15 protein-coding genes, 2 tRNA genes and 1 riboswitch are annotated in these 20,184 nt (G+C 66.6%); of the genes, 9 read left to right on the top strand and 8 right to left on the bottom strand.

Annotation, left to right across the window (positions count from 1 at the left end; all coding sequences use genetic code 11):
- Window positions 1-23 precede the first annotated feature (23 nt).
- Window positions 24-797, bottom strand: a complete 774-nt coding sequence (locus ACYQ5L_RS14345) for a hypothetical protein (protein ID WP_459957839.1) — start codon at window positions 795-797, stop codon at window positions 24-26.
- 191 nt (window positions 798-988) lie between these two features.
- Between ACYQ5L_RS14345 and ACYQ5L_RS14340 the strand changes: the two genes are divergently transcribed.
- Complete coding sequence (locus tag ACYQ5L_RS14340; protein ID WP_459957838.1) at window positions 989-1,396, top strand: hypothetical protein; 408 nt, start codon at window positions 989-991, stop codon at window positions 1,394-1,396.
- 80 nt (window positions 1,397-1,476) lie between these two features.
- Here ACYQ5L_RS14340 and ACYQ5L_RS14335 read toward each other — a convergent pair whose 3' ends face one another.
- Window positions 1,477-1,881, bottom strand: coding sequence for a hypothetical protein (locus ACYQ5L_RS14335; RefSeq protein WP_459957837.1), 405 nt, complete (start codon window positions 1,879-1,881; stop codon window positions 1,477-1,479).
- 104 nt (window positions 1,882-1,985) lie between these two features.
- Here ACYQ5L_RS14335 and ACYQ5L_RS14330 point away from each other — a divergent pair, with 104 nt between their 5' ends.
- Together ACYQ5L_RS14330 and ACYQ5L_RS14325 are read left to right on the top strand one after the other, a co-directional pair.
- Window positions 1,986-2,546: a VanZ family protein gene (locus ACYQ5L_RS14330; protein ID WP_459957836.1), complete on the top strand. Its 561-nt coding sequence runs from the start codon at window positions 1,986-1,988 to the stop codon at window positions 2,544-2,546.
- A gap of 72 nt (window positions 2,547-2,618) precedes the next feature.
- Window positions 2,619-2,780: a hypothetical protein gene (locus tag ACYQ5L_RS14325; RefSeq protein ID WP_459957835.1), complete on the top strand. Its 162-nt coding sequence runs from the start codon at window positions 2,619-2,621 to the stop codon at window positions 2,778-2,780.
- A 426-nt stretch (window positions 2,781-3,206) separates the two neighbouring features.
- Here the strand turns inward: ACYQ5L_RS14325 and ACYQ5L_RS14320 are convergent, their stop codons facing one another.
- Genes ACYQ5L_RS14320 through ACYQ5L_RS14305 form a run of 4 tightly spaced genes read right to left on the bottom strand, consistent with a single transcriptional unit; the run spans window position 3,207 to window position 7,312 of the window.
- Window positions 3,207-3,809 (bottom strand): GAF and ANTAR domain-containing protein, encoded by a 603-nt coding sequence (locus ACYQ5L_RS14320; protein ID WP_459957834.1) that lies wholly within the window; start codon window positions 3,807-3,809, stop codon window positions 3,207-3,209.
- 15 nt (window positions 3,810-3,824) lie between these two features.
- Window positions 3,825-4,715 carry a GAF and ANTAR domain-containing protein gene (locus tag ACYQ5L_RS14315; protein WP_459957833.1) on the bottom strand — a complete coding sequence of 297 codons (891 nt, stop codon included), beginning with the start codon at window positions 4,713-4,715 and terminating at the stop codon, window positions 3,825-3,827.
- Window positions 4,716-4,754: 39 nt separating this feature from the next.
- A complete protein-coding gene (locus ACYQ5L_RS14310; protein ID WP_459957832.1) occupies window positions 4,755-6,641 on the bottom strand; it encodes a CheR family methyltransferase in 1,887 nt (628 codons plus the stop codon).
- A 20-nt stretch (window positions 6,642-6,661) separates the two neighbouring features.
- On the bottom strand, window positions 6,662-7,312 hold the full coding sequence (locus ACYQ5L_RS14305; RefSeq protein WP_459957831.1) for a chemotaxis protein CheB: 651 nt from the start codon (window positions 7,310-7,312) through the stop codon (window positions 6,662-6,664).
- A gap of 179 nt (window positions 7,313-7,491) precedes the next feature.
- Here ACYQ5L_RS14305 and ACYQ5L_RS14300 point away from each other — a divergent pair.
- Together ACYQ5L_RS14300 and ACYQ5L_RS14295 are read left to right on the top strand one after the other, a co-directional pair.
- Window positions 7,492-7,564, top strand: a tRNA-Gly gene (locus tag ACYQ5L_RS14300).
- 17 nt (window positions 7,565-7,581) lie between these two features.
- Window positions 7,582-7,656, top strand: a tRNA-Val gene (locus ACYQ5L_RS14295).
- 1,142 nt (window positions 7,657-8,798) lie between these two features.
- Here ACYQ5L_RS14295 and ACYQ5L_RS14290 read toward each other — a convergent pair.
- Both ACYQ5L_RS14290 and ACYQ5L_RS14285 read right to left on the bottom strand, forming a co-directional pair.
- A complete protein-coding gene (locus ACYQ5L_RS14290) occupies window positions 8,799-9,173 on the bottom strand; it encodes a hypothetical protein (protein WP_459957830.1) in 375 nt (124 codons plus the stop codon).
- A gap of 187 nt (window positions 9,174-9,360) precedes the next feature.
- Window positions 9,361-11,655: a P-loop ATPase, Sll1717 family gene (locus ACYQ5L_RS14285; RefSeq protein WP_459957829.1), complete on the bottom strand. Its 2,295-nt coding sequence runs from the start codon at window positions 11,653-11,655 to the stop codon at window positions 9,361-9,363.
- Between the two features lie 188 nt (window positions 11,656-11,843).
- A riboswitch (guanidine-III (ykkC-III) riboswitch) is annotated at window positions 11,844-11,909 on the top strand.
- Between the two features lie 8 nt (window positions 11,910-11,917).
- Between ACYQ5L_RS14285 and ACYQ5L_RS14280 the strand changes: the two genes are divergently transcribed.
- From ACYQ5L_RS14280 to ACYQ5L_RS14265, 4 genes are all read left to right on the top strand, one after another.
- A complete protein-coding gene (locus ACYQ5L_RS14280) occupies window positions 11,918-12,232 on the top strand; it encodes a DMT family transporter (protein ID WP_459957828.1) in 315 nt (104 codons plus the stop codon).
- 765 nt (window positions 12,233-12,997) lie between these two features.
- Window positions 12,998-13,336, top strand: a complete 339-nt coding sequence (locus ACYQ5L_RS14275; protein WP_459957827.1) for a YbaB/EbfC family nucleoid-associated protein — start codon at window positions 12,998-13,000, stop codon at window positions 13,334-13,336.
- Window positions 13,337-13,382: 46 nt separating this feature from the next.
- Window positions 13,383-14,051: a hypothetical protein gene (locus ACYQ5L_RS14270; RefSeq protein ID WP_459957826.1), complete on the top strand. Its 669-nt coding sequence runs from the start codon at window positions 13,383-13,385 to the stop codon at window positions 14,049-14,051.
- An 8-nt stretch (window positions 14,052-14,059) separates the two neighbouring features.
- Window positions 14,060-20,182, top strand: a complete 6,123-nt coding sequence (locus ACYQ5L_RS14265) for a putative T7SS-secreted protein (protein ID WP_459957825.1) — start codon at window positions 14,060-14,062, stop codon at window positions 20,180-20,182.
- Window positions 20,183-20,184: the final 2 nt, after the last annotated feature.

The following is a 20,184-nucleotide window of genomic DNA, read 5'->3' as shown; positions in this document are numbered from 1 at the left end:
GAACGCGGCTCGTCGAGCGGACGTCAGAGGCCGGCGCCCAGCGTGGTCACCAGTTCGTTCATCGGTGCGGCGAGTGGACCGAGAATCTCGGGGCTCAAAGGCGGCATCGCATCGATCGCCGCCCGCAGCGAGGTGACCGCCGCACCGGCTTCGGGACCGATCGCGGCGACGGTATCCGCGGTCGCGCGCACCGCCGCGCCGAGGTCGGGCCCCGGAATCTCCACCGCGGGTTGCGCATTCGGTATCAGCGCGGCCACATCGATGAGCGGCGGTGGCGGCGCCGGCTGCTCCACGTCGACCCCGCTCCCCAGCGCCCCACCGGCGGTACCGCCCACGGACGCGCCGATCGCGGCCCCCAATGCCGCGGCGGGTACGCCCTCCACGACACCGCCCACCATGCATCCCACGGTCCCGCCGATCGCCGCGCCCAGCGGAACACCGATGCCCGCGCTGGGCACACCAGCCGCCGTGCCACCGATGATGCCGCCCACCGCCATCCCCTTGAGACACCCCTCGACCGCGAACGTCCCCCCGGCGAGGGTGCCGACCACCGCCCCGATACCCCCGCCGATCACCGTCGACGCGGCCCGCCGATCGGATTCCTCCCGCGAGAACCCGATGCTGTCGTAGGCGGTGGCGATCTGCCATTCGGCGACATCGAGATACGCCTGCGCCTTCTCCCGGGTGCGGGTATCCACCCACGCGGGCACTTCGATAACGGTCGTCCCGGCCTGCAGCGGCTGCGGTTCGGCGGCGGGCGCACCCGTCGCCACCCCCTGACCTGCGGCCAAAATCATTGGCAGAGCGGACAATACAAGGACAGTGCGTCTGGTGGTCATGGCGGAAGTCTCTTCCTGAGCGCCGAACACCGCTACCGACATGCGGCCCGAGCACCCCACGCGGTGATCATGTCGTGCCCCCGATCTTAACCGGAACCCAGTGCCCGGCTGCCGGTTTCCATGCTCCTGGCGCAAGGGAGACCGGCGGGGTGAGTAGTGCGGGATGGGTGGGACGGGCGTGGGTGCGGCCCGGGTTGATGGTGGTCGAGGGGGCGATCGGGACGGCCGGGTTGCACGCGCATCACACGGTTCAGGTGATCAGCGCCGCAAGCGGGGTCGAAATCGGAGATCGGGTGGGGGTGCGGGCGGAATCGGAGGCCGTGGTGATTCCGGCGGATGCCGTGCACGAGGTGGTGTGGGGAACGGGGATGGGGCGGCTCGTGCATGTGGATCCCGAATCCGTGGCGGGGGCGCGCCTCACCGACGGGATTCGCGCGGCGGACGGGTTGCGCGGGTGGGTGCGGGCGGAGGTGGGGTTGCCGTTGCGCCCGTATATGCGATGGTTGCGGATGCAGCGGGCGATTCGGATTGTGGCGGAGGGGAATACGGTCTCCTGACCACCTTGCCCGTTCCGGCCGACCTCGCCGGCATCCTGGCCACCGCCGCCCGGGAGACCGCTCGTTCCTGAGCCGGAAGCTCAGCGGGCCACCGCGGTCTCGTGGACGGTGCGCCAGCGCAGGCCATTGCGGGCCTCGGGATCGGCCAGCAGGAGGGCGGTGGTGAAGCGGGCGCGGGGGCCGGAGGGGTGGCGGTGCACTTCCTTGAAGCGGGCCACGGTGGAATCCGGCGAATGGTGCAGGATTTCGATGTCGAGGACCTCGATGGTGAGACCGGGGGTCGAGTTGCCCGCGCCGCGCAGGCCCGCCGCCAGCGGCTCGCGGGCCACCACCATCCCGGTCTGAGTGACCATGGAGAAGTCGGGGTGCTGCTGGGTCAGGAACCGGTCCAGGGCGGCCGTGGCGCCGGCGGTGCCCAGCCATAGCGCCAGGTCGTGGTGGAGCGTGCGGATCTCGTCGACGATCGTGTCGTAATCGGTGCTCACATGCGGAAAATTACCGGACCGCCGGCGTGCCCGGGCGGTCCGGGTGACGGCGACCCCGGAAATGACGGCGGCTGACGGTCGCGGGGCGCGGTTACTGTGGGCTGATGCGGCAGGTGTGGGAATCGTGGGGGGACGTGCTCGTGGTGTGGGCGATCGCGGTGCCGGTCGTCGCATTCGGGGCGGCGAGTCTGGCACGGAGGCGGATGCGGCGCGGGCGGACTCCCGGCGAAGCGTTGCAATGGTCGATCGCGGAGGCGGGGATACTGCTGGGGACCTTGCCGTGGATATGGATGATCCTCACCCCGGCACATGGCGAGCGGAAGGTGATCCTGGTTCCGTTCCGGGATTTGATCGCCACGGTGATGGAGGCGTCGACCAATACCGTGGTGCAGATCGTCGCCAACACGATTCTCTTCATCCCACTGGGTTTTTTTCTGCCGCTGCGTTTTCCGTGGTTCGCGGGCGTCTTCCGCATGTTCGCGGTCGGCGCCGCGCTGTCCGCCGTGCTCGAGACCGCGCAGTACGTCTTCGACTTGGGACGGTACTCGTCGATCGACGACGTGCTGATGAATGCCGCCGGTGCGGGAATCGGCGCGTTCCTCTCGACTGTTCACACCCTTCGGAATGCGAAAATTCCGCTGTCTCCGGCGGTTCGACGAGCGTAACCTTTGTACTACGTTCTCCTTCGAGTCCTGAAGCGCGGCTCCGGAGCCACCCGAGCGACTCAGGAGACCGCCATGGTCGACGCCTTCCTGCACATCCCGCCCCCGCGGGCCGCGCGTGCGCGCCTGCCCGGCACATCGGTGATCGCCGCACTGGGCAACTACCTCACCCGGCGTCTGTTCTTCGCCGAACTACGGCTGAATGCGTTGCGAAACGCCATTTTTCGCGACAGGTGAACCTGCCGAAGCCGAGACCTCGGGAGCACTCTCATGTTGTTTCGTGACCGCCGGGAGGCAGGTCGCCGACTGGTCGATCGACTGCGCGCCTTCCGCGGACCCGATGTGGCGATGCTCGCCATCGCGCCGGGCGGTGTCGAGGTGGCCCGCGAAGTGGCCGAGACCCTCGATGTCCCCCTGCACATCGCCGATGCCCGGGCATCCGGGCACGGTCGTGGCCCGAGCCCGGTGGCCCGGTGCACCGTGGTCGTCATCGCCGATGTGCTCGACGATCCGGTCGCGGCCCGCGCCGTCTGCCATCATGCCTACGACCTCGGCGCGATCCGGGTCGTGCTCGCCGCGCCGCTGGCCACCGAGCGGGCGGTGGCGGACCTCACCGAGACCGATTGCGACAAGCTCATATGCCTGGACACCGTGCCCGGCACGCTATCCGGGCTCCACGAAATGCGGTGCGACCGGCTTCGCGCCGGTGACCTGTTCGATGATCTCCGCGGACAGCGCGGAGATCTTGATATTGCGCCGCATCGAGATCTCGCGCAACCGGTCGAACGCGGCCGCCCGGGTGCATCGTTGCTGGCCCATGACGATGCCGAGCGCTTGGTCGATGGTGGAGCGTGAGGCCAGCGCCGCGCGCAGCTGGGCGGTCAGTTTCGCCCGCCGGGCGGCGCCGTGCGCCACATCCAGCAGCACGCCGATGTAGTCGGCGGTCAAGGTCGCCGCGTGCCGGGTCTCGTCGCTGATCCCGGCGCGGCGAGTGGCATAGAGCGCGAGAGTACCGACCTGCCGGTTGTTCACCGCGAGCGGCAGCACACAGAGGGAGCGGAATCCCGGAGCGGGAACCACCTCGGCCCCAGAGGATTCGTCGACACCGGTGTCACCGGGGCCGGGAACGACGACCCGGACCAGCGGATGCCCGGGCAGCATGCGGGACACGATATCGGGTATCGCGCGCAAAGATTCGGTGACATCGTCCCCGGCGAGCAGCAGCACTGCCAGCTCCGACATTCCCGCGGCCACGTCATCGAGCATGAAAGGACCTGTAGATCAGCACAATTGGAGACCTCCGGCAACGACTTGGCGAGCCAGCTCCTCGACCGATATTCCGCTGGCGAAGGCCCGCGCCCGCAGCAGCGCCCACGCCGAGTCGACGTCGCACCCGCACTGCACCGCCACCTTGCCGATCGCTTGGTGCACATTCGACAGGTAGTCGGCCTCCTCGAACAGCGCGCCGCCGAGGCCGAGACCATCGGAATCGGCGGAGCTCGGAGCGAGCAGCACCGCATTGGTCAGTACATCGGCCACCTGGTCGGCCATCGGCGCGATCTCGCGGTGCAGCTTCGCGCGGCAGGCATAGGCGCACATGGCGCCGAGCAGACCCGACGAACGCAGCGGCACCGCGAGCACGGCGCGCACACCGAGATCGCTCAGGGCCGGGCCGAACTGCGGCCAGCGCGCCTGCAGCTCGCCAGGATGGGCGACCACGAGGTCGTTGCCGTTCAGCACATCTCGCGCCGGCCCCTCCTCCATGGTCAGCTCCAGGTCGTGGGCCGTGCGGGCGGTGCTGTCCGACGCCGCCACCAGCAGTTCCTCCCGTTCGGGGCCGAACAGGGTGATCGCGGCGCTGTCCACGCCGAGTTGCGCGGCGACCGCGGACATGAACACCGGGCGCGAGGTGGCGCGGCTGCCGGTGAGCCAGCGCTGCAAACGGCGCGCGTAGTTCTGGTGCAGCCGCGCGCAGGCCAGGTGGCGCTCCTCGATCCCCCGATACAGTTCGGCCATGCGCTCCCGGAGCGGTCGCAAGCTCAACGGCGCCTGCGTGGATTGCAATTCGAACCTTGCAGCGATGGCTGCCGCCCGTGCGGCGCGTTCGCGTTCAGCGCTGTACTCCTGCCATTCGCGGACGATCAAGGCGGGATAGTCCGGGTCACTCGGCACGCTAAAAGGGTACGCTCACCAGCCCGGTGGCACGGTCAATCAGTCCATACGCGCATCGGGGCTCGCCGTGGACTCCTCCATCAGCAGCACCACGCCATCCCGGCTCCCGTCCAGCGGTGAACAGACGATCGAGCAGATGATCGGCCGCCCGAGCCGATTCCGCGCCGGAATATCCAGCGGCCCTACACGCCTGCCGGTTTTCAAGCACTGCTGCAGACTTTCATGGACCATCTCGGTCGGCAAGCCGAAATCCAGCGTGAAGAAGCTCTCGTTCTGCACTTCCTCGGACCGCAATCCCCACAATTCCTCGGCGCCCCGGTTCCAGCTGCGTACGCGCAGATCGCCGTCGATGACCACCACACCGGCGCCGACGCTGTAGAGGACGCCTTCCAAAAACGTTCTAGCCTCATCCAATTCGTCCGTGCGGAGGCGCATCTCCTCGTTCATGGTCTCGAGTTCCTCGTTGCCGGACTGCAATTCCTCGTTGGTGGTCTCCAATTCCTCATTGGTGGACTGCAATTCCTCGTTGGTGGTCTCCAATTCCTCGATGCTGGACTGGAGCTCCTCGTTGGTGGTCTCCAGCTCCTCATTGGTGGACTGGAGTTCCTCATAGGCGGTCTCGAGCTCCTCGCGCTTGATCTTCACTTCCATCGAGAGCCGGGTGGCGAACGTGATGTCGACGAAGGTGACCGCCACGCCGACGCTGGCCCCGTCCGCGGCCCACAGCGGCTGAATGTGCACCTCGAAGTACTGGACCTCCTCCGGGCCCAGCTTGCGTTCGGCGGAGTTGATCCGGATGGCGCGGTGCTCGCTGACCGCCTGCTCGATGAGGGACCGCAATTCCACCGGGCGATACGAGATCTCCAGTTCGCTCAGTGGCCGGCCGACATCGTGCACGGCCATGCCGAACTGACTGCGCATCTGATTGTTGATGATCGAGACCCGGCCGTCGGCGTCGATGCCGAGCATCCCGAACGGCGCGGTCTCGAGCGCCAGGTCGCCGAGCTGCCGCTTCTTGACCAAACCTTGCACCTCCTGCCCCAGTTCGCTGTCGAACCGGGCGGGACCGGACAGATACGCGGGCCCGGCCTGCCCCGCCCGGCGGCGGAAAATGCGCTGGCGCATATTGGTGACCTCGAATCGTTCACCATCGGAGACCAATAGTTCGGCCTTCCCGAGAAACAGGAAACCGCCCTCGCGGACCGCGAAGTGGAAGCGATCCACGATCTGCGTCTGCGCCTCGACATTGAAGTACATCAGGGTATTCCGGCACACCAGCAGGTCGAGGCGGGAAATCGGTGCGTCGCGGGTGATGTCGTGGCGGCCGAAGATGACCCGCCGCCGCAGGTCGGAGCGGAAGGAGAACTTGTCGCCGACCGGCTCGAAATACCTGTCCCGCAGCTCCTTGGACATCTTCTCCAGCGCGCGAGCGGGGTAAACGCCGGCGCGGGCCTCGCGCAGCGCCTCCTCGTCGACATCGGTGCCGTAGATCTTGATCCGGCGCACGGCTTCCTCGAGACCGAGCACCTCGGCCAGGGCGATGGCCAGCGAATAGGTTTCCTCACCGCTGGAGCAGCCGGCGCTCCAGATCCGGATCTCGTCGCCCGGATCACCGGCCCCGATGATTTCGGGCAGCACCTCGCGCTGCAGATATTCCCAGGATTCCAGGTCCCGGAAAAAGCTTGTCACATTGATGAGGATGGTGTTGAACAGGTGGCGGAATTCCTCCGCGTCACTTTCCAGCATGTCCCGGTAGTCGAGGTAGTCCCCGACCCGCACCTCGTGCATGCGCTTGCGGATGCGCCGGGTCAGCGACGAGCGCTTGTATCCGGTGAAATCGAATCCACGGGAATCACGAATGAAAACCAGCAGGTCCTCCAACGCGGCGTCGGCCGCCGGGTCGGCGGTCTCGCTCGGTTCCGTCATGGTCTCCCTCTTCGACTCGGTCATACCTCACCCGGTTCCACCAAACCACGGACGACCGCGGCGATCTCGTCCAGCGGCAGGACCAGATCGGCCGCCCCGGTCGCTCGGGCCGCCGTGGGCATTCCCCGGAACTCCGCGTCCTCGGGATCTTGCACGATCACTGTGCCACCTCGGGATTTCACCGCACTCACCCCCATCGCGCCATCGCTGCCGGTGCCGGTGAGCACCACCGCGATGGCGCGGGCGCCGTAGGCGCCGGCGACCGATTCGAACAGCAGATCGGCCGAGGGGCGCACGAAATGCACGAGTTCGCTGCTGGACAGGGACAGCACGCCGTGCGGCTCGACCAGCAGATGGTAGTTCGGCGGCGCGATGTACACCGTCCCCGGCTCGGCCGTCACCTCCGCCCTGGCCAACTCGACCCGCAGTCGTGTTCTGCGGCCGAGCAATTCGGCGATGATCGTCTTGTGGCGGGGATCGAGATGCTGCACGACCAGCACGGGGACGGGCAAGGTGGCGGGCAGGGCCCCGAGTACCCGGATGAGCGCGCCGATCCCCCCGGCCGAGGACGCGACGGCGACCACGCTGTACTTGTCGGCGGCGTCGTCGGTGTTCATGGTCGGCACCGCGATGCCGGACGAATCCACGGCACCGCGGGCGGCAGCAGACATCCGGGCACGGCCCAATCGTAGTCCTGCCGGGCGCTCCCGCTCAGCGCCCCACCGTGCCACCGGTGCGCCGCGATCAGCCGCCCCGACTCTTTGACGTGCCGATTTGCATTTCCACCCCGGTTGTACGCTAAAGTTCTGTCCCGCAAGCCGATCGGCTCCCAGAGCCCCGGCAAGCGAATGCGGATGTAGCGCAGCTGGTAGCGCATCACCTTGCCAAGGTGAGGGTCGCGAGTTCGAATCTCGTCATCCGCTCAACGGGGGATTTTCATGCGCGATTAGCTCAGCGGGAGAGCGCTTCCCTGACACGGAAGAGGTCACTGGTTCAATCCCAGTATCGCGCACCAGAGTAAGGCCAGATCAGGCCCGGTTTCGACCGGGCCTTTCTGCTGTCGTGAACTCAACGTGCACCGAGCGGTGTGAACTCGATCTGAACTGAGGCGCGGATCCCAGGTTCGCCCTCGACTTCGAAGCTCCCCCGCAGTTTCCGCAGTAGATCGGCCCCGCCTCGAAGGTACTGCGCGATATCCGGATCTTGCGCCCACAGTCCATGCCGTTCGTATTCGCCTCAACCTGCGGCCCAACGGTTTGACACGTACGTGTCAACGGGATGGGAGCGCCCGGGAGAGCGTGGATTCCCTGCGCGCACGCCGCGCTCTCGCCGGGGCAGGTCCTGCGCCTGCCCGCACCGCCTGCCCGGGGGCCGCAGAGGCTCCGGGTTCCAGGGAACGCGCCAATGCGTGCGCGACCGAATTACCGTCACACACCGCGCGGTTGGTCTCCGGGGGGTGGGGTCGGGAATTCGGAGGGGCGGCCCCACACAATGCGGCGCGCGCCCAGGGAATCCCCCACCCGCACAACACCACTGGGCCGTACTCGGTACCGGGCTGGCAACCGCGAAATTCTCACCGGACTCGGCCACCTCGACGCAACTCTTCGCACCGGAGATCACCACCGCGCCAGCGCTCCGGACCATGCCACCTATCCCACCGTCACGTACGCACGCCACGTCACCGAACCCGACCACCTACCCAACGACACCGCTTCCTACCCAACCAGCTACATCTTCACTCTCTGAAACTCTTTCCCTACCTACCGATTACCCGACACGCTTCCTCCTTTACTCACCTGCTCCATCACCGCAGATCGGTCTGCGTGTCGGGGGGCGAAACTAGCGCCGAACTAGGTGACCGATCTGCTCATGCTCGCCTGGCAGGCCCCGGCGGGTACTCCTGTGTCGAGTGCCCACCCCTCGTCAAGAAGTATGCGATATTCGATGCCATGCGGACGGCCAATCGCTTACCTCTTGAAAAAATAGCGAACTCAATCGTCTTCCTCGGCTAATCCTATCGGTGACCTTTCCGAAGAAGGTCCACTAGCAAAAATAATGAATAAAACAAGCGCGAGGAGCCCCCAGAACAAGGCCGATCCAAGAAGTGAGTACAGTATCGACTCCAGCGTTTTCACCTCAGCCTTACACTCCTTCCGATCATAACGCCGAGAAAAGCAATCCCCCTTTTCTGTAATCATGAATTGGATAATCATCGCTCCTAAAATTGAAGTAACAGCGAAGTAGCCAGGCACGGCCACCACAGCTTTTTGGTTGGTAGTCAAATTCGCCATAGTCGTTTTTTCCCCCTCTGATGGCGACGTTGGGATGGATGTAGCATACCCAGGTCAAAGTTGCTGAGCGCCAGTTTCTTTCCGATTTCGAGCTCGGCGGGCTGGTTACGCAGATGGATGCGAGTCTGGCCCTCCCGGCACTGTGGGCCCATTCCCATTCCTTGGGCAGAAAGCCGCCCTGAGACAGCCACTGATCCAGCCCGGCAACGTGATCGGTGAGTTCGATGAGGATGTGGGCCACACCCCGAACGCCTTCCCATCGGCGACACCGCCCAGGGCCTAGAGGAATGGGAACCGGAACTTCGCGCCCGGCTCCATCGTGACCAGCAACCGTCCGAGTCGTTCGGCCGCGGACCGCGAACTGAATGATGGCTTCGTCCAACAGCGGCCGCAGCGCCCGCGCTTCGTGCAGCGCTTCGCCTGAACGCTCAGGCGTAATCCCAGCAGCGCGTGTAGAGGCGGGGGATCCGGAACAGCGATCGGGTCCCCGTCTCGGTCTCCTGTACCACGCGTTCGAGGAAGCCGAGGCGCTCGAGCAGGCGGACCTGTTCGCTGATCTTGCCCTCGGATGCTTCGAAGAGGTCGGTGACTTCGTGGAGGGCGAACTCGGTGAGTTTTCCGGCGCGGCAGTTCAATACGAACGACGGCGCGACCTTGAAGTCATTGACGACCTCGGAGAAGCTCAGGTCGGACACCTTCGTCATGGCGGGCGTCACCGAGGCTTCGGGGAAGAGGGGGAGGTCGGTGACGTACTCGTCCGACTTGCTCGACAGCTCGCGGGTCAGATGCAGGAGCAGCACGGCCGAGCGCGGTGAGATGTCGCCGTTTCCATTGCGCAGCGAGTCGATCAGCCAGCGATCGATCGGCCGGCCTTCGATCTCGGCCGGGAAGATCATCTCCAGTGCGGTGCGGATCTCCAGGGAGCCGTCCGCGTTTCGCGCTCGGTCGGCCAGTTTCGCGAGCTCCTCATTGGCGAGCACACGACGGATCAGCACCTGCAACCACTGATCCTCGGACCATTCCAGGGTGAGCGTCCGCGACACCACCTTGTTCTTCTCTTGGATGTCATAGAGCTCGAAGAGGTCGGTCCGCAGAAAGATGGTGAGGCCGATGTTCTCGAACAGCGATACGCGCCCTTCGGCCTGCAGCAGCGACTGCACGACGGCTTCCTGTTTGGCCCGATCGTATTTGAAGGTCTCGTCGATGCGGTCGAACAGCACGAGCACCCGCCGTCCGGCCTGCCGCAGCGTGAGTTCCGCCTCCTGCAGAAACGCTTCTACATCCACTTCGGCCCTGCGCGAACCGGTTTCGGCGCCCGAGGGCAATTGGGTTTCGAGATTGACCGGTCCCACCGCGAATTTCACGCTGGTACCGCGCAGGGGGTGAACCAGCGCGCGGAGCATCCGGCGGCCCGGCCCGGGCGGCTCGGCCATGCCGAGGGCGGCGCGCAGATCGGCGGCGTCGCGGCGCAATCGCTTCGAGGCGGAGGCGGGCAGCGCCGACGCCACCACGGACGCCACGACGATCAGCCAGACGGCGCGCAAGCCGTCCACATCGAGCCAGGAATCGCCATCGACGATGCGGTGCAGCAGCTCACCAGTATTCGCCACCGGACGCACATCGATTCGAGTACGGTCCACCGACTCATCGGTGCACAGCCTCCGGAAGATCGCGCTCTTGCCGGAGCCGCGATCACCGATGACGAGGGAGCGGCGCTGGCCGACAATCGCTTTCAGCTTTCCCCGATGAACGAAGCTGCGGTCCAGAAACTCGTCTCGTTCGGCTTCCTCGGATCCGAACGTCAAGTCCGCCAATCGAAACCGTGGGATGAGAATGCGGGCGGCGAGAATCGCGCGTTTGTGCGGCTCCCCCATCGCCACCGACGGATCGTCGCCATCCTCGATATCGAGCGGCCGCGGCCCCAGCCGTACCGCGGCGAGCAGGCTGCGGACCTCGTCCTCCGCTATCGAGGTCTTCGTTGCCAGGGTGACGATCTTCGCCGAACCGCCCGCGAGCGCGATCTCCTCGAGCAGCTGGGCGACCTTCGCCGGGTTCGGCGAGGTATCGATCGCCGAGCTCACGCTCTCGGCCATCGACATCCCCACGGTGGAACCGGGAGTGAGGGGCGGCGCTCCCGCCAAGGCCCCCGCCGGCGGACTGGGCATAGCTCTCGAGGAGTCGTAGCCCCACAGTTCATCCGGGATCGGTTCCTCGATCCGGATCACTTGTAAACCCGTGAAGCGGCGGAACTCCCGGAGATCCTCACGCGCCGCCAGCACGAACCGCCAGTCGTCGAGCAGCAGGGTGAGCTCCTCGATGGCCGCCGCGAAGCGCGAGGGGCTGGCCGTATCGTCGAGCGCGTCCAGCAGCAGCACCGGCTCGGGCACCCGGCTGGCGAAGCGTTCCAGGAATTCCGCTGTCTCCCGGATCGGCGGCGCGCCCGCCGACGAGCGCAGAAAGCGAGTCGTCCCGACGAGCCGGCCGTAGGACGACGCGGCGATCACGGTCACGATGCGTTCCCCGACCCCGTCGGGATAGCGCAATCCGGCGAGCGATACCCGGAAGACCGCCCGCCCGCGCCGTGTCAGCGATTGTTCGAGCACCCGCAGCAGCGTGGTCTTCCCCGACCCCACCGGACCGAGCAGCAGCGCACCCTCGGAACCGGGTTCGGTGACGCTGCGCAGCAACAGCTCGAATTCGCGCGGACGTTCAGACGGGTCCATATCCCCCACATCGCTTTCTGCTCCGGAACCCACACCGGAAAGCAGACCCTACCCGGATACGGCTGGACTTACACTGCGGCCGTGCGGCTTTGGGTGAAAGTAGTGATTCTCGCCGTATGGCTCTCGGAGGGCGATCGAAGTCACCGGGCGTGAACTTGCCCGGATAGCGCATTGTTTGCCATGGTGGAAGGCGGTTCCGCTCTGGAACCCCGGACGAGGGAGCCGTACCCGGCGCGCGACAAGACGGCCTCGGAGGTCTGTCATGTCTTGGGTGATTCTTGTGATGTCGGGCGTGCTGGAAGCCGTGTGGGCTACCGCGCTGGGGAAGTCCGAAGGGTTCTCGCGGCTGGGTCCGACCGCGCTGTTCGGCGTGGCGCTGGTCGGCAGCATGGCCGGGCTGGCGTGGGCGATGCGCGATCTGCCGGTCGGTACGGCGTATGCCGTGTGGGTGGGCATCGGCGCGGTGCTGACCGTCGTCTATTCGATGGCTACCGGCGGCGAGGCCGTCGGCTCGCTGAAGGTCCTGCTGCTGGCGGGCATCGTCGCCTGCGTGGTCGGCCTGAAACTCGTCTCCTGATCTGTCTGCCCCGCGCCGCATATCGAGATCCGCTTCTCTGGAGGGTCGAGGCCCGCTACCTGCTCACCCTCCGGGCCATCATCGCGTTCTGCGCGGACCTCGAGACATCCGCAACCGACAGATTCGGGACCGGACGGATTCGATCCGGGTCGTTGTCCGCACCGCGTCCCGGAGGGCCAGCGGACAAATCTGAATTGAGTGGGTAGCCGTGGTGATCGACCCATGCCCCACGACCCGTCGGGATAGAAGACGACCCACATTGCGCCCGTCCAGTTGCGCGGGTTCTGGATATCCAACATCCAGCCTCGCCTGCCAACCGGCGGAAGTAGCTGAACGCACGCGCTTGCTATGTCGGCAGCTACGGAATCGATCGCTTCGAAAGTGGCTCGCCATCCATCGAGTTCAGTTTGTCGAGCCGCGATCTGCTCCGCCCGAATCTTCGCTTCTTCCGCGCGGATCTCATCGGCCAGCCCCATATGTCCAACCATATGGCTTCTGGTCGATTATGTTGGCGGTGAAGGCATCCCATTTGCCGGAAGCGAAGACCAGGGCCGGGCCGATGGGGGGCCGTCGAGTTCTCTTACGTCACCTCTCACCGCTTGGTCCTAGCATTCGCCTGCGCGGCAGCATGCCCGGTGGTTGTCGCGGCGCGGTGAAAGGGACGCCGCGGGCGAAGTTGTCCGGTTCCGGGCTGGTGGTTAGCATCGGGCGGGACGCTCGGATCAGCGCATGCTCGGTTTCGGTGGTGGATGAGGGGGTGTGAGGGTGGATGCGCAGCAGCGGGCCGCTCGCGCCCGGCAGGTCGATGAGGCGATGTCGAAAGTGCGTGGGCGTGCGCAGGAGTCGCGGGGGATGGTGGTTGTCGAGACCGATGCGTACGGGACGATCACGGACCTGCGGATCGATCCCGAGGCGATGAAAGCCGATGCCGCCCGACTCGCCGCCGTGATCTCACGCTGTCATCGCCGAGCGAGGGAGCAGGCCGAAGCCGAAGCTGCCCAGTTACTGGGGCAGCTCGCACACGACAGCCGACCGACGGCGCCCACCACCGGAACCCCGCAATGGGAAGAGGCTGCGCCGCTTCGAATCACGTATCGGATGTAGCCGGAATTCGATTGGGCATGGAATTCCTGATGAGGGAGGCTGAGTAGTGGCGGGTGAGCGGTTGCGGGTCGATCCGGCGGCGTTGGAGCAGACCGCCAAGGGCATCACGGGAATGATCGATGCGCTGGCGGAGGTGGGGTTCAAGGAGACCGCCGCGTCCGGGCGTGGGTTGGCGTTGCTGGCGTTGTCGGCGTTGGAGGCGGGCAAGGCATCGGTGCAGACGGAGTTCGAGTCCTATACCGAGCGGTGGTCGTGGGGTGTGCGGGCGCTGGTGCAGTCGGGCAATGAGATCGCCCGAGCGTTGGGGTTGGCGGCGGGCCGCTATCACGCGATGGACGCCAAGGCCGAGGAGATGTTCAAGGTGTTGTGGACCAATCTGGCCGGCAACCCGCACCTGACCCGCGATCAGATCGCCGCCCGGGATTGGGGGGACACGTTCTCCGACAATGCGTTCACGCAGGTGCTGAATGCCGATTACAGCCGGGAATCGTTCGACCGGGCGACGATTGCCGCACAGATGAACCTGGAGATCATCCAGGCGGTCGGGCCGCAGGCGGCGGCCAACCTCGGTGTGGTGAGCAATCCGGCCACACTGGTCGCGGACGTCGACGGCATGCCCGCGCCGGGCTGGAACACGGGCGCCGCCGCACAGGTCGAGCAGATCCAGAAGAAGTACGAGCCGCTGCTGAATCCGCAACCCGGACAGGGGAAGTAAGCCAGATCGTGGGTATCGGGGACTGGCTCGAGGACAAGGTCAATCAGGTCGGGGAGGCCGTCGAGGACGCGGCCGAAGCTGCCACCGCGAAACTCGGCGAGGCAGTCGACGATGTGCTCGATGTCGGCGCGGACGCCGCCCGCGGGCTCGGGTGGGATTCGCTCGGCGAGTCCCTCGACGATGTGGGCGACCACGTGTCCTCGGCGTTGGGCGGTGAGGTCGAGGAACGCGAACTGGGGGAGACCGAGGACCCGAAGGAGCTGATCCGCGGGGAGCCGTCGGCGATCACCGAGGCCGGCACCAGTCTCGGGAAGCTGTCGACGGCGGCGGACCAGACCGGGGAAGGGCTGCGCGCGGTCGGGAATATCAGCGGCTGGGAGGGCTCGGGCGCGGACGGGTACCAGGTGGGATTCTCCCCGCAACCCGCCAAGTGGACCGACGCCGCCGACGCGTTCACCGACGCCAAGACCGCCTTGGAGGCGTGGGCTGCGGCGGTGTCGGCGGCCCAGGGATTGGCCGCGGATGCGATCGCGCAGTGGAATGCGGCCGTACAGGAGCGGCGACGGGTGCTGGCGCGGTGGAATTCGCTCTCGGATGAGGAGAAGGCCAAGACCACGGTGGTCGATACCTGGTCACCGATGTTCCAGGCCGCCCGCGACACCCTGACGCGGGCACGGACCAACCGCGACACCGCTGCAGCGCAGGCGGTGACGGATATCGCGGCGGCCAAGGCAACCGCGCCGGAAGAACCACCCTTCATCTCCCGCATGGGCGCCGATCTCGAGGACCTGGGGCAGATCGGCGAATACGCGAAGTTGAGCTTCATCGACGGGCTCTCGACCGCGGGGTCGGGGCTGGTGCAGTTCGTCCGGCAACTCAACCCGACCGATGTCTACAACCTCACCCATCCGGGCGAGTACTTGGAGAATTTGTCGAATATGGCTGGGGGCCTGGCGGTCACCGCCGCCGACCCGGGGCCGGTGGTCGACGCGATGATCGACGATGCGAAGGCCAACCCGTTCGAAGCGCTCGGCGCGTTGACCTTCGACGCGGTGACCGCCATCCCGACCGGCGGCGCCGGGCTGGCCACCAAGCCGGTGTCGCTGCTGAACAAGGTGGACAATCTCGCCCCGTCGCCCCATGCGCCGACTCGCACACCCGACCTCGGCCGGACGGCGCCGGACAGATCCGGCTCGCCGGTCGATCACCATGCCGATACCAGCAGCGGTGTGCCGCAACGGGATACGCCCGATGTGGCGGACCAGAGCCCACGGGACGTGGACGCTCCGCCGCAGGATCGCGGTGCGGGCGCAGCCCCGGAACCGGAGCGTCCCGACGCGAATGTGCAAGCGGCACATCAGGATCAACCCGCGCCCGCGCGCGAGCAGCCCGGTGCCCGCGAGCACACCGACGATGACGGCGGCGGGCATGTCGAGGTGTCGGACGGGCGAGGGCAGCCCAGCCCGGACTCACCGACGGCGCGGCCCGATACGACCGTCGACACGGCCGGTCCTCGCGCCGGCGAGCCGTCGGCGGGGTCCGGACTCGACGACCCGGCCACGCCCGGTACGCGGCCGGACTCCGACCCATCCGGACCGGAGCGCGACACCTATACTCCGCCAACGCATCTCGATCCGACGCCCGACGCACCGGCGCAACGCCCAGATGACTCGACCGGACCGGCACGAGCCGACGACCCGGCCACCCCGGGCCCACGTCCGGACTCCGACGCCCCCGCGACCCACCCAGCCGGTGACGCTCCCGCACCGGCACGCGCCGACACCGATATCACCCCCGACGGCACGGATACGGTGCACGCCGATCCCGGTGCGAACAGCCCTGGGCACCAACCGAATTCCGAGCCGGGCTCACCGGCGACAACCCGGTCCGATGCCCCAGCACCCGACGAGGGAACCGGGCGCACCGACACCACCGGCTCCGCGCCCGAACGGGCTGCGGAACCCAGTCCCCGCGCGGACGAACCGACTGCGGGGCCCGCATCCTCCACCGCCCCTTCAGCCCCGCTGCGGGATGCTCCCGGGTCCGTGACCCGCCCGGAACCGGTCGCCGGTCCGGCACGGGCGGACAGCCCGTCCGGCCGGAGTCCGTCGTCTCCGGCGTCGGTCAGCCCCGCCCACCACGGCTCGGGATCCAGCAACCCGGCACCGGGCGCCCGACCTGCCCCGGACACCCCGGCAGGTCCTCGCCCACACCCCGGTGACGCGACAACTCCACGCACCAACCTGGACGCAGGAAATCCGCCGCGCCCGCACTCCGACGCCCCGGACACACCACGCCGCGACCCCGAACCCCGCGCGCACACCGAACCCGAGCACGGATCGTCTCCCGACGACGACACCATCCATGGCCGCGATCCCGATACGCGTGGCGACGACAATGCCGGTGACCGGCCGGACGAGCCGAAAGCCCACGAACCAAGTCCCGAACCCGATAACCAAGGCGGGCAACCGGATTCGGATTCACCGCAAGACCCGCCCGGTCCCGACCGCGATGTCGCCGATGCGGCCGGGGACCCGGCGAATACGCAAACCGCTCGCGATGTCGCCGAATGCGGTGACCCGGTCGATGCCGCGACGGGCGAATTCCTGCTGCCCGAAATCGATCTCACCCTGCCGGGCGTACTGCCGCTGATACTGCGGCGGCGGCATCGCTCGAATTATCGGTGGGGCCGCTGGTTCGGGCCCACCTGGTCCTCGACATTGGATATGCGGGTGGTCGTCGACGCCGAGCAGGTGACCTTCCTCGGCGAGGACGGGCTCCTGCTCGCCTACCCGCACGCCGACCCCGGTGCCGCGGTGCCGCCGCTCACCGGCGGGGTGCGGTACACGTGCGTGCGCGCCGATACCGGCACCTACCGCGTCGCCGATCCCGAACGCGAGATCATCTGGCATTTCGCTCCCGAGCCCGGCCTCGATGGGATGTTCGGGGTGTATCGGCTCGCGGCGATCACCGATCGGCACCGCAATCGCATTCGATTCCATTACGACGCCGACGGCGCGCCGGCCGCGATCACTCACAGCGGCGGCTACCGCGTCGAGATCACCACCGATTCCGACATCGGAAGGGTCACGGCGCTCACCGTCCTCGACCCGAGCCGAACATCCAGCGGCAGCGGCGGTTTCGACGATGCCGAGGGGGCCGGCCAGGCCGGTTCCGATCACCCGGAGCACGTGGTCGTGCGTCGATTCGGTTATGCGGCAGGCAATCTGGCGGCGGTGACCAACGGCGCCGGTGCCACCACCGGTTACACCTACGACGACCGTGACCGCATGCTGTCGTGGACCGATTCCCGCGGCACGTCGATGGTCAACACCTACGACAGCGCCGGTCGCGTGATCCTGCAACACGGCACCGACGGCATCCTCAACGCCGGATTCGACTATCTCGCCTACCCTGATGGTTCCGGCCATCTCACCCGCCACATCAATTCCCAGGGCGCGGTCACCACCCGGGGCTTCGACCACGATCTGCGCGTCCGCGACATCATGGACCCTGCGGGCGGGCACACCCGCATCGACTACAACGCCGCCCGAAAACCTCTGCGGGTCACCGCCCCCGACAACGCGATCACCCACTACACCTACACCGCCGACGGCGACGTGACCCGCATCGTCCGCCCAGACGGCCTCGCCATCGACATCGACTACGCCTGGCGCAATCGCCCGGAGACGATCACCCATCCCGACGGCAGCACCGAGCACCGCGACTGGGACGCACACGGAAACCTCACCGCCACAACTGATCCCGGTGGAATCCGCACCGCTTACACGTATCACCCGGGTGGCGCGGTCGCCACGATCACCGAACCCAACACCGCCCGTACCGCTATCACCGTCGACGCGGCCGGTCTTCCAATTTCGGTGGTCGACCCTCTCGGTGCCACCACCCGCATCGTTCGCGACGGTTTCGGCCACCCCATCGCGGTCACCGACCCCCTCGGCCACACCACCCGCTATCACTGGTCCGCGGAAGGGAAACTCCTCCGCCGCCTCGACCCCGACGGACACCACGAGTCGTGGACCTACGACGGCGAAGGCAACCTGCTCACCCACACCAACCGCGCGGGCGGCACCACCGAATACACCTACGGCAGCTGGGATCTGCCCATCTCCCGCACCGATCCGGACGGCTCGACCACCCGCTACACCTACGACACCGAACGCCGCCTCACCGCAGTCACCAACCCCCTCGGCCACACCTGGCACTACCGCTACGACCCCGCGGGCAGACTGACCTCGGAAACCGACTACAACGGCGCCACCACCACCTATACCCACGACCTCGCCGGCCGCGTCGCCACCGTCACCCCGGCCACCAGCGTCACCCGCCGACACCGCTACGACCTCCTCGGCCGCCTCACCGAAATCGCCGCCGACTCCGGCGATTGGCGCCGCTACACCCACGACCCCCTCGGCCGCCTGCTCACCGCCATCAGCGGCCACGCCGACCGCGTAATCCACGCCCTCGACTTCACCTACACCCCGGGCGGCCAGCTCAGCACCCAAACACTCGACGCGGGCACCCCGATGCGATTCGAGTACGACCCAATGGGCCGACGAGACCTCCGCACTACGCCCACCGGCGCACAAACGCGCTGGCGCTGGGACTGGTGCGGCCGCCCCACTGCTCTCGACACCGATGGCCACACCATCGGCTTCGCCCACAACCCTGCCGGACAACTCACCGAATGGACTGTCGGTGAACTGTCCATCGCACACCAGCATGACCCGCTTGGCCACCTCGAACGCCAAACCGTCACAGGCTTCCCCGCCCGCCTGTCCACCCTCGGCCTCGGCACCAGCCCACGCCCTGATCCCCGGCAACTGCGCACCGACGAATACACCTGGCGCTCAGACGGGTACATCACCAATCACACCACCCATGCTGATCAGGCCACGATCTATCGTGACTATCAACTGGATTCAGCTGGCCGGGTGACCACCCTCGCCCAAAACGGGACCCTCACCGAGCAATACACCTACGACGCACTCAGCAACATCACCTACAGCCAAACTCCTAGCACGCCCTCGACCGCACCGCTCGAAACCGTTGACGCCCGCGCCACCACTACCCAGCACACCCGCCGCAAGTACCGTGACAACCTGCTCATCCACGACGGCCGCACCCACTATCACTACGACGAATCCGGCCGCCTGATCCGTAAATCCACCACCCGCCTGTCCCGCAAGCCCGACGTCTGGCACTACCGGTACGACGCCTTCGACCAACTCACCGACGTCTGGACACCCGACCACCAGTGGTGGCGGTACACCTACGACGCCCTCGGCCGCCGCGCCACCAAACAACACCTCGCCATCGACGGCACCGTCCTAGAACGCGTCGACTACACCTGGGACGGTACCCACCTCACCGAACAAACCGCAGGTGGCTTGTCAACCCGGTGGCACTACAAACCCAGCACCCATATCCCTATCACCCAGTCCACAGACCCGGCGATCATCGATCGTGAGTTTTACGCCATCGTCACCGATCTCGTCGGAAACCCAACGGAACTCATCGACGTCGACTCCGCCTCCGTCGAGGGTGCCTCGGCAACAACCCTTTGGGGACATGTCTCTTGGGTTGGGAATGTGGCCACGCTTCTGCGATTTGCCGGGCAACAGTATGACTCAGAGTCTGGGCTGAACTACAATCTTCATCGTTTCTACGACGCGGCGACAGGAAGATTCCTTACACCTGACCCGCTCGGCTTGGCTCCCGCACTGAATCCCATTACCTACCCGCACAACCCCATAGTCTGGAGCGACCCGCTCGGGCTCGCTCCTGAAGGATGCCGAAAGCCGACGTACGGTAACGGCGGGAATATTGATAACATCTCCCCGTCCGACGCTCTCCGCATCCAGAATGCTGCAAATCTTCGTGGAGTAGAAATTCATGTTGTTGGCAGTCGGGCATCCGGCACAGCTGGACCGTGGTCCGACTGGGACTATTCGATACCCGATGCAAACTCGAGAATGCGGAGCAGAATCAAGGGATCGCTGCCACAAGGATCGACAGAGCTTGGATACGGGCGGCGAATCGACATCTTCACCCATCCACCCGCAGAAGGCCTCCCTTACGTGACCTTCTACCCAAATCTAGGAGGATAGTA

The organism is Nocardia sp. IFM 10818 (assembly GCF_054655275.1).
This window is presented reverse-complemented; position numbering and strand designations above follow the sequence as displayed.

Excerpts from the sequence above, each read along its gene's own strand:
- ACYQ5L_RS14345 (WP_459957839.1), bottom strand. The coding sequence starts at position 797 with ATGATTTTGGCCGCAGGTCAGGGGGTGGCGACGGGTGCGCCCGCCGCC.
- ACYQ5L_RS14330 (WP_459957836.1), top strand. The coding sequence starts at position 1,986 with ATGCGGCAGGTGTGGGAATCGTGGGGGGACGTGCTCGTGGTGTGGGCG.
- ACYQ5L_RS14325 (WP_459957835.1), top strand. The coding sequence starts at position 2,619 with ATGGTCGACGCCTTCCTGCACATCCCGCCCCCGCGGGCCGCGCGTGCG.
- ACYQ5L_RS14320 (WP_459957834.1), bottom strand. The coding sequence starts at position 3,809 with ATGCTCGATGACGTGGCCGCGGGAATGTCGGAGCTGGCAGTGCTGCTG.
- ACYQ5L_RS14310 (WP_459957832.1), bottom strand. The coding sequence starts at position 6,641 with ATGACGGAACCGAGCGAGACCGCCGACCCGGCGGCCGACGCCGCGTTG.
- ACYQ5L_RS14305 (WP_459957831.1), bottom strand. The coding sequence starts at position 7,312 with ATGTCTGCTGCCGCCCGCGGTGCCGTGGATTCGTCCGGCATCGCGGTG.
- ACYQ5L_RS14285 (WP_459957829.1), bottom strand. The coding sequence starts at position 11,655 with ATGGACCCGTCTGAACGTCCGCGCGAATTCGAGCTGTTGCTGCGCAGC.
- ACYQ5L_RS14280 (WP_459957828.1), top strand. The coding sequence starts at position 11,918 with ATGTCTTGGGTGATTCTTGTGATGTCGGGCGTGCTGGAAGCCGTGTGG.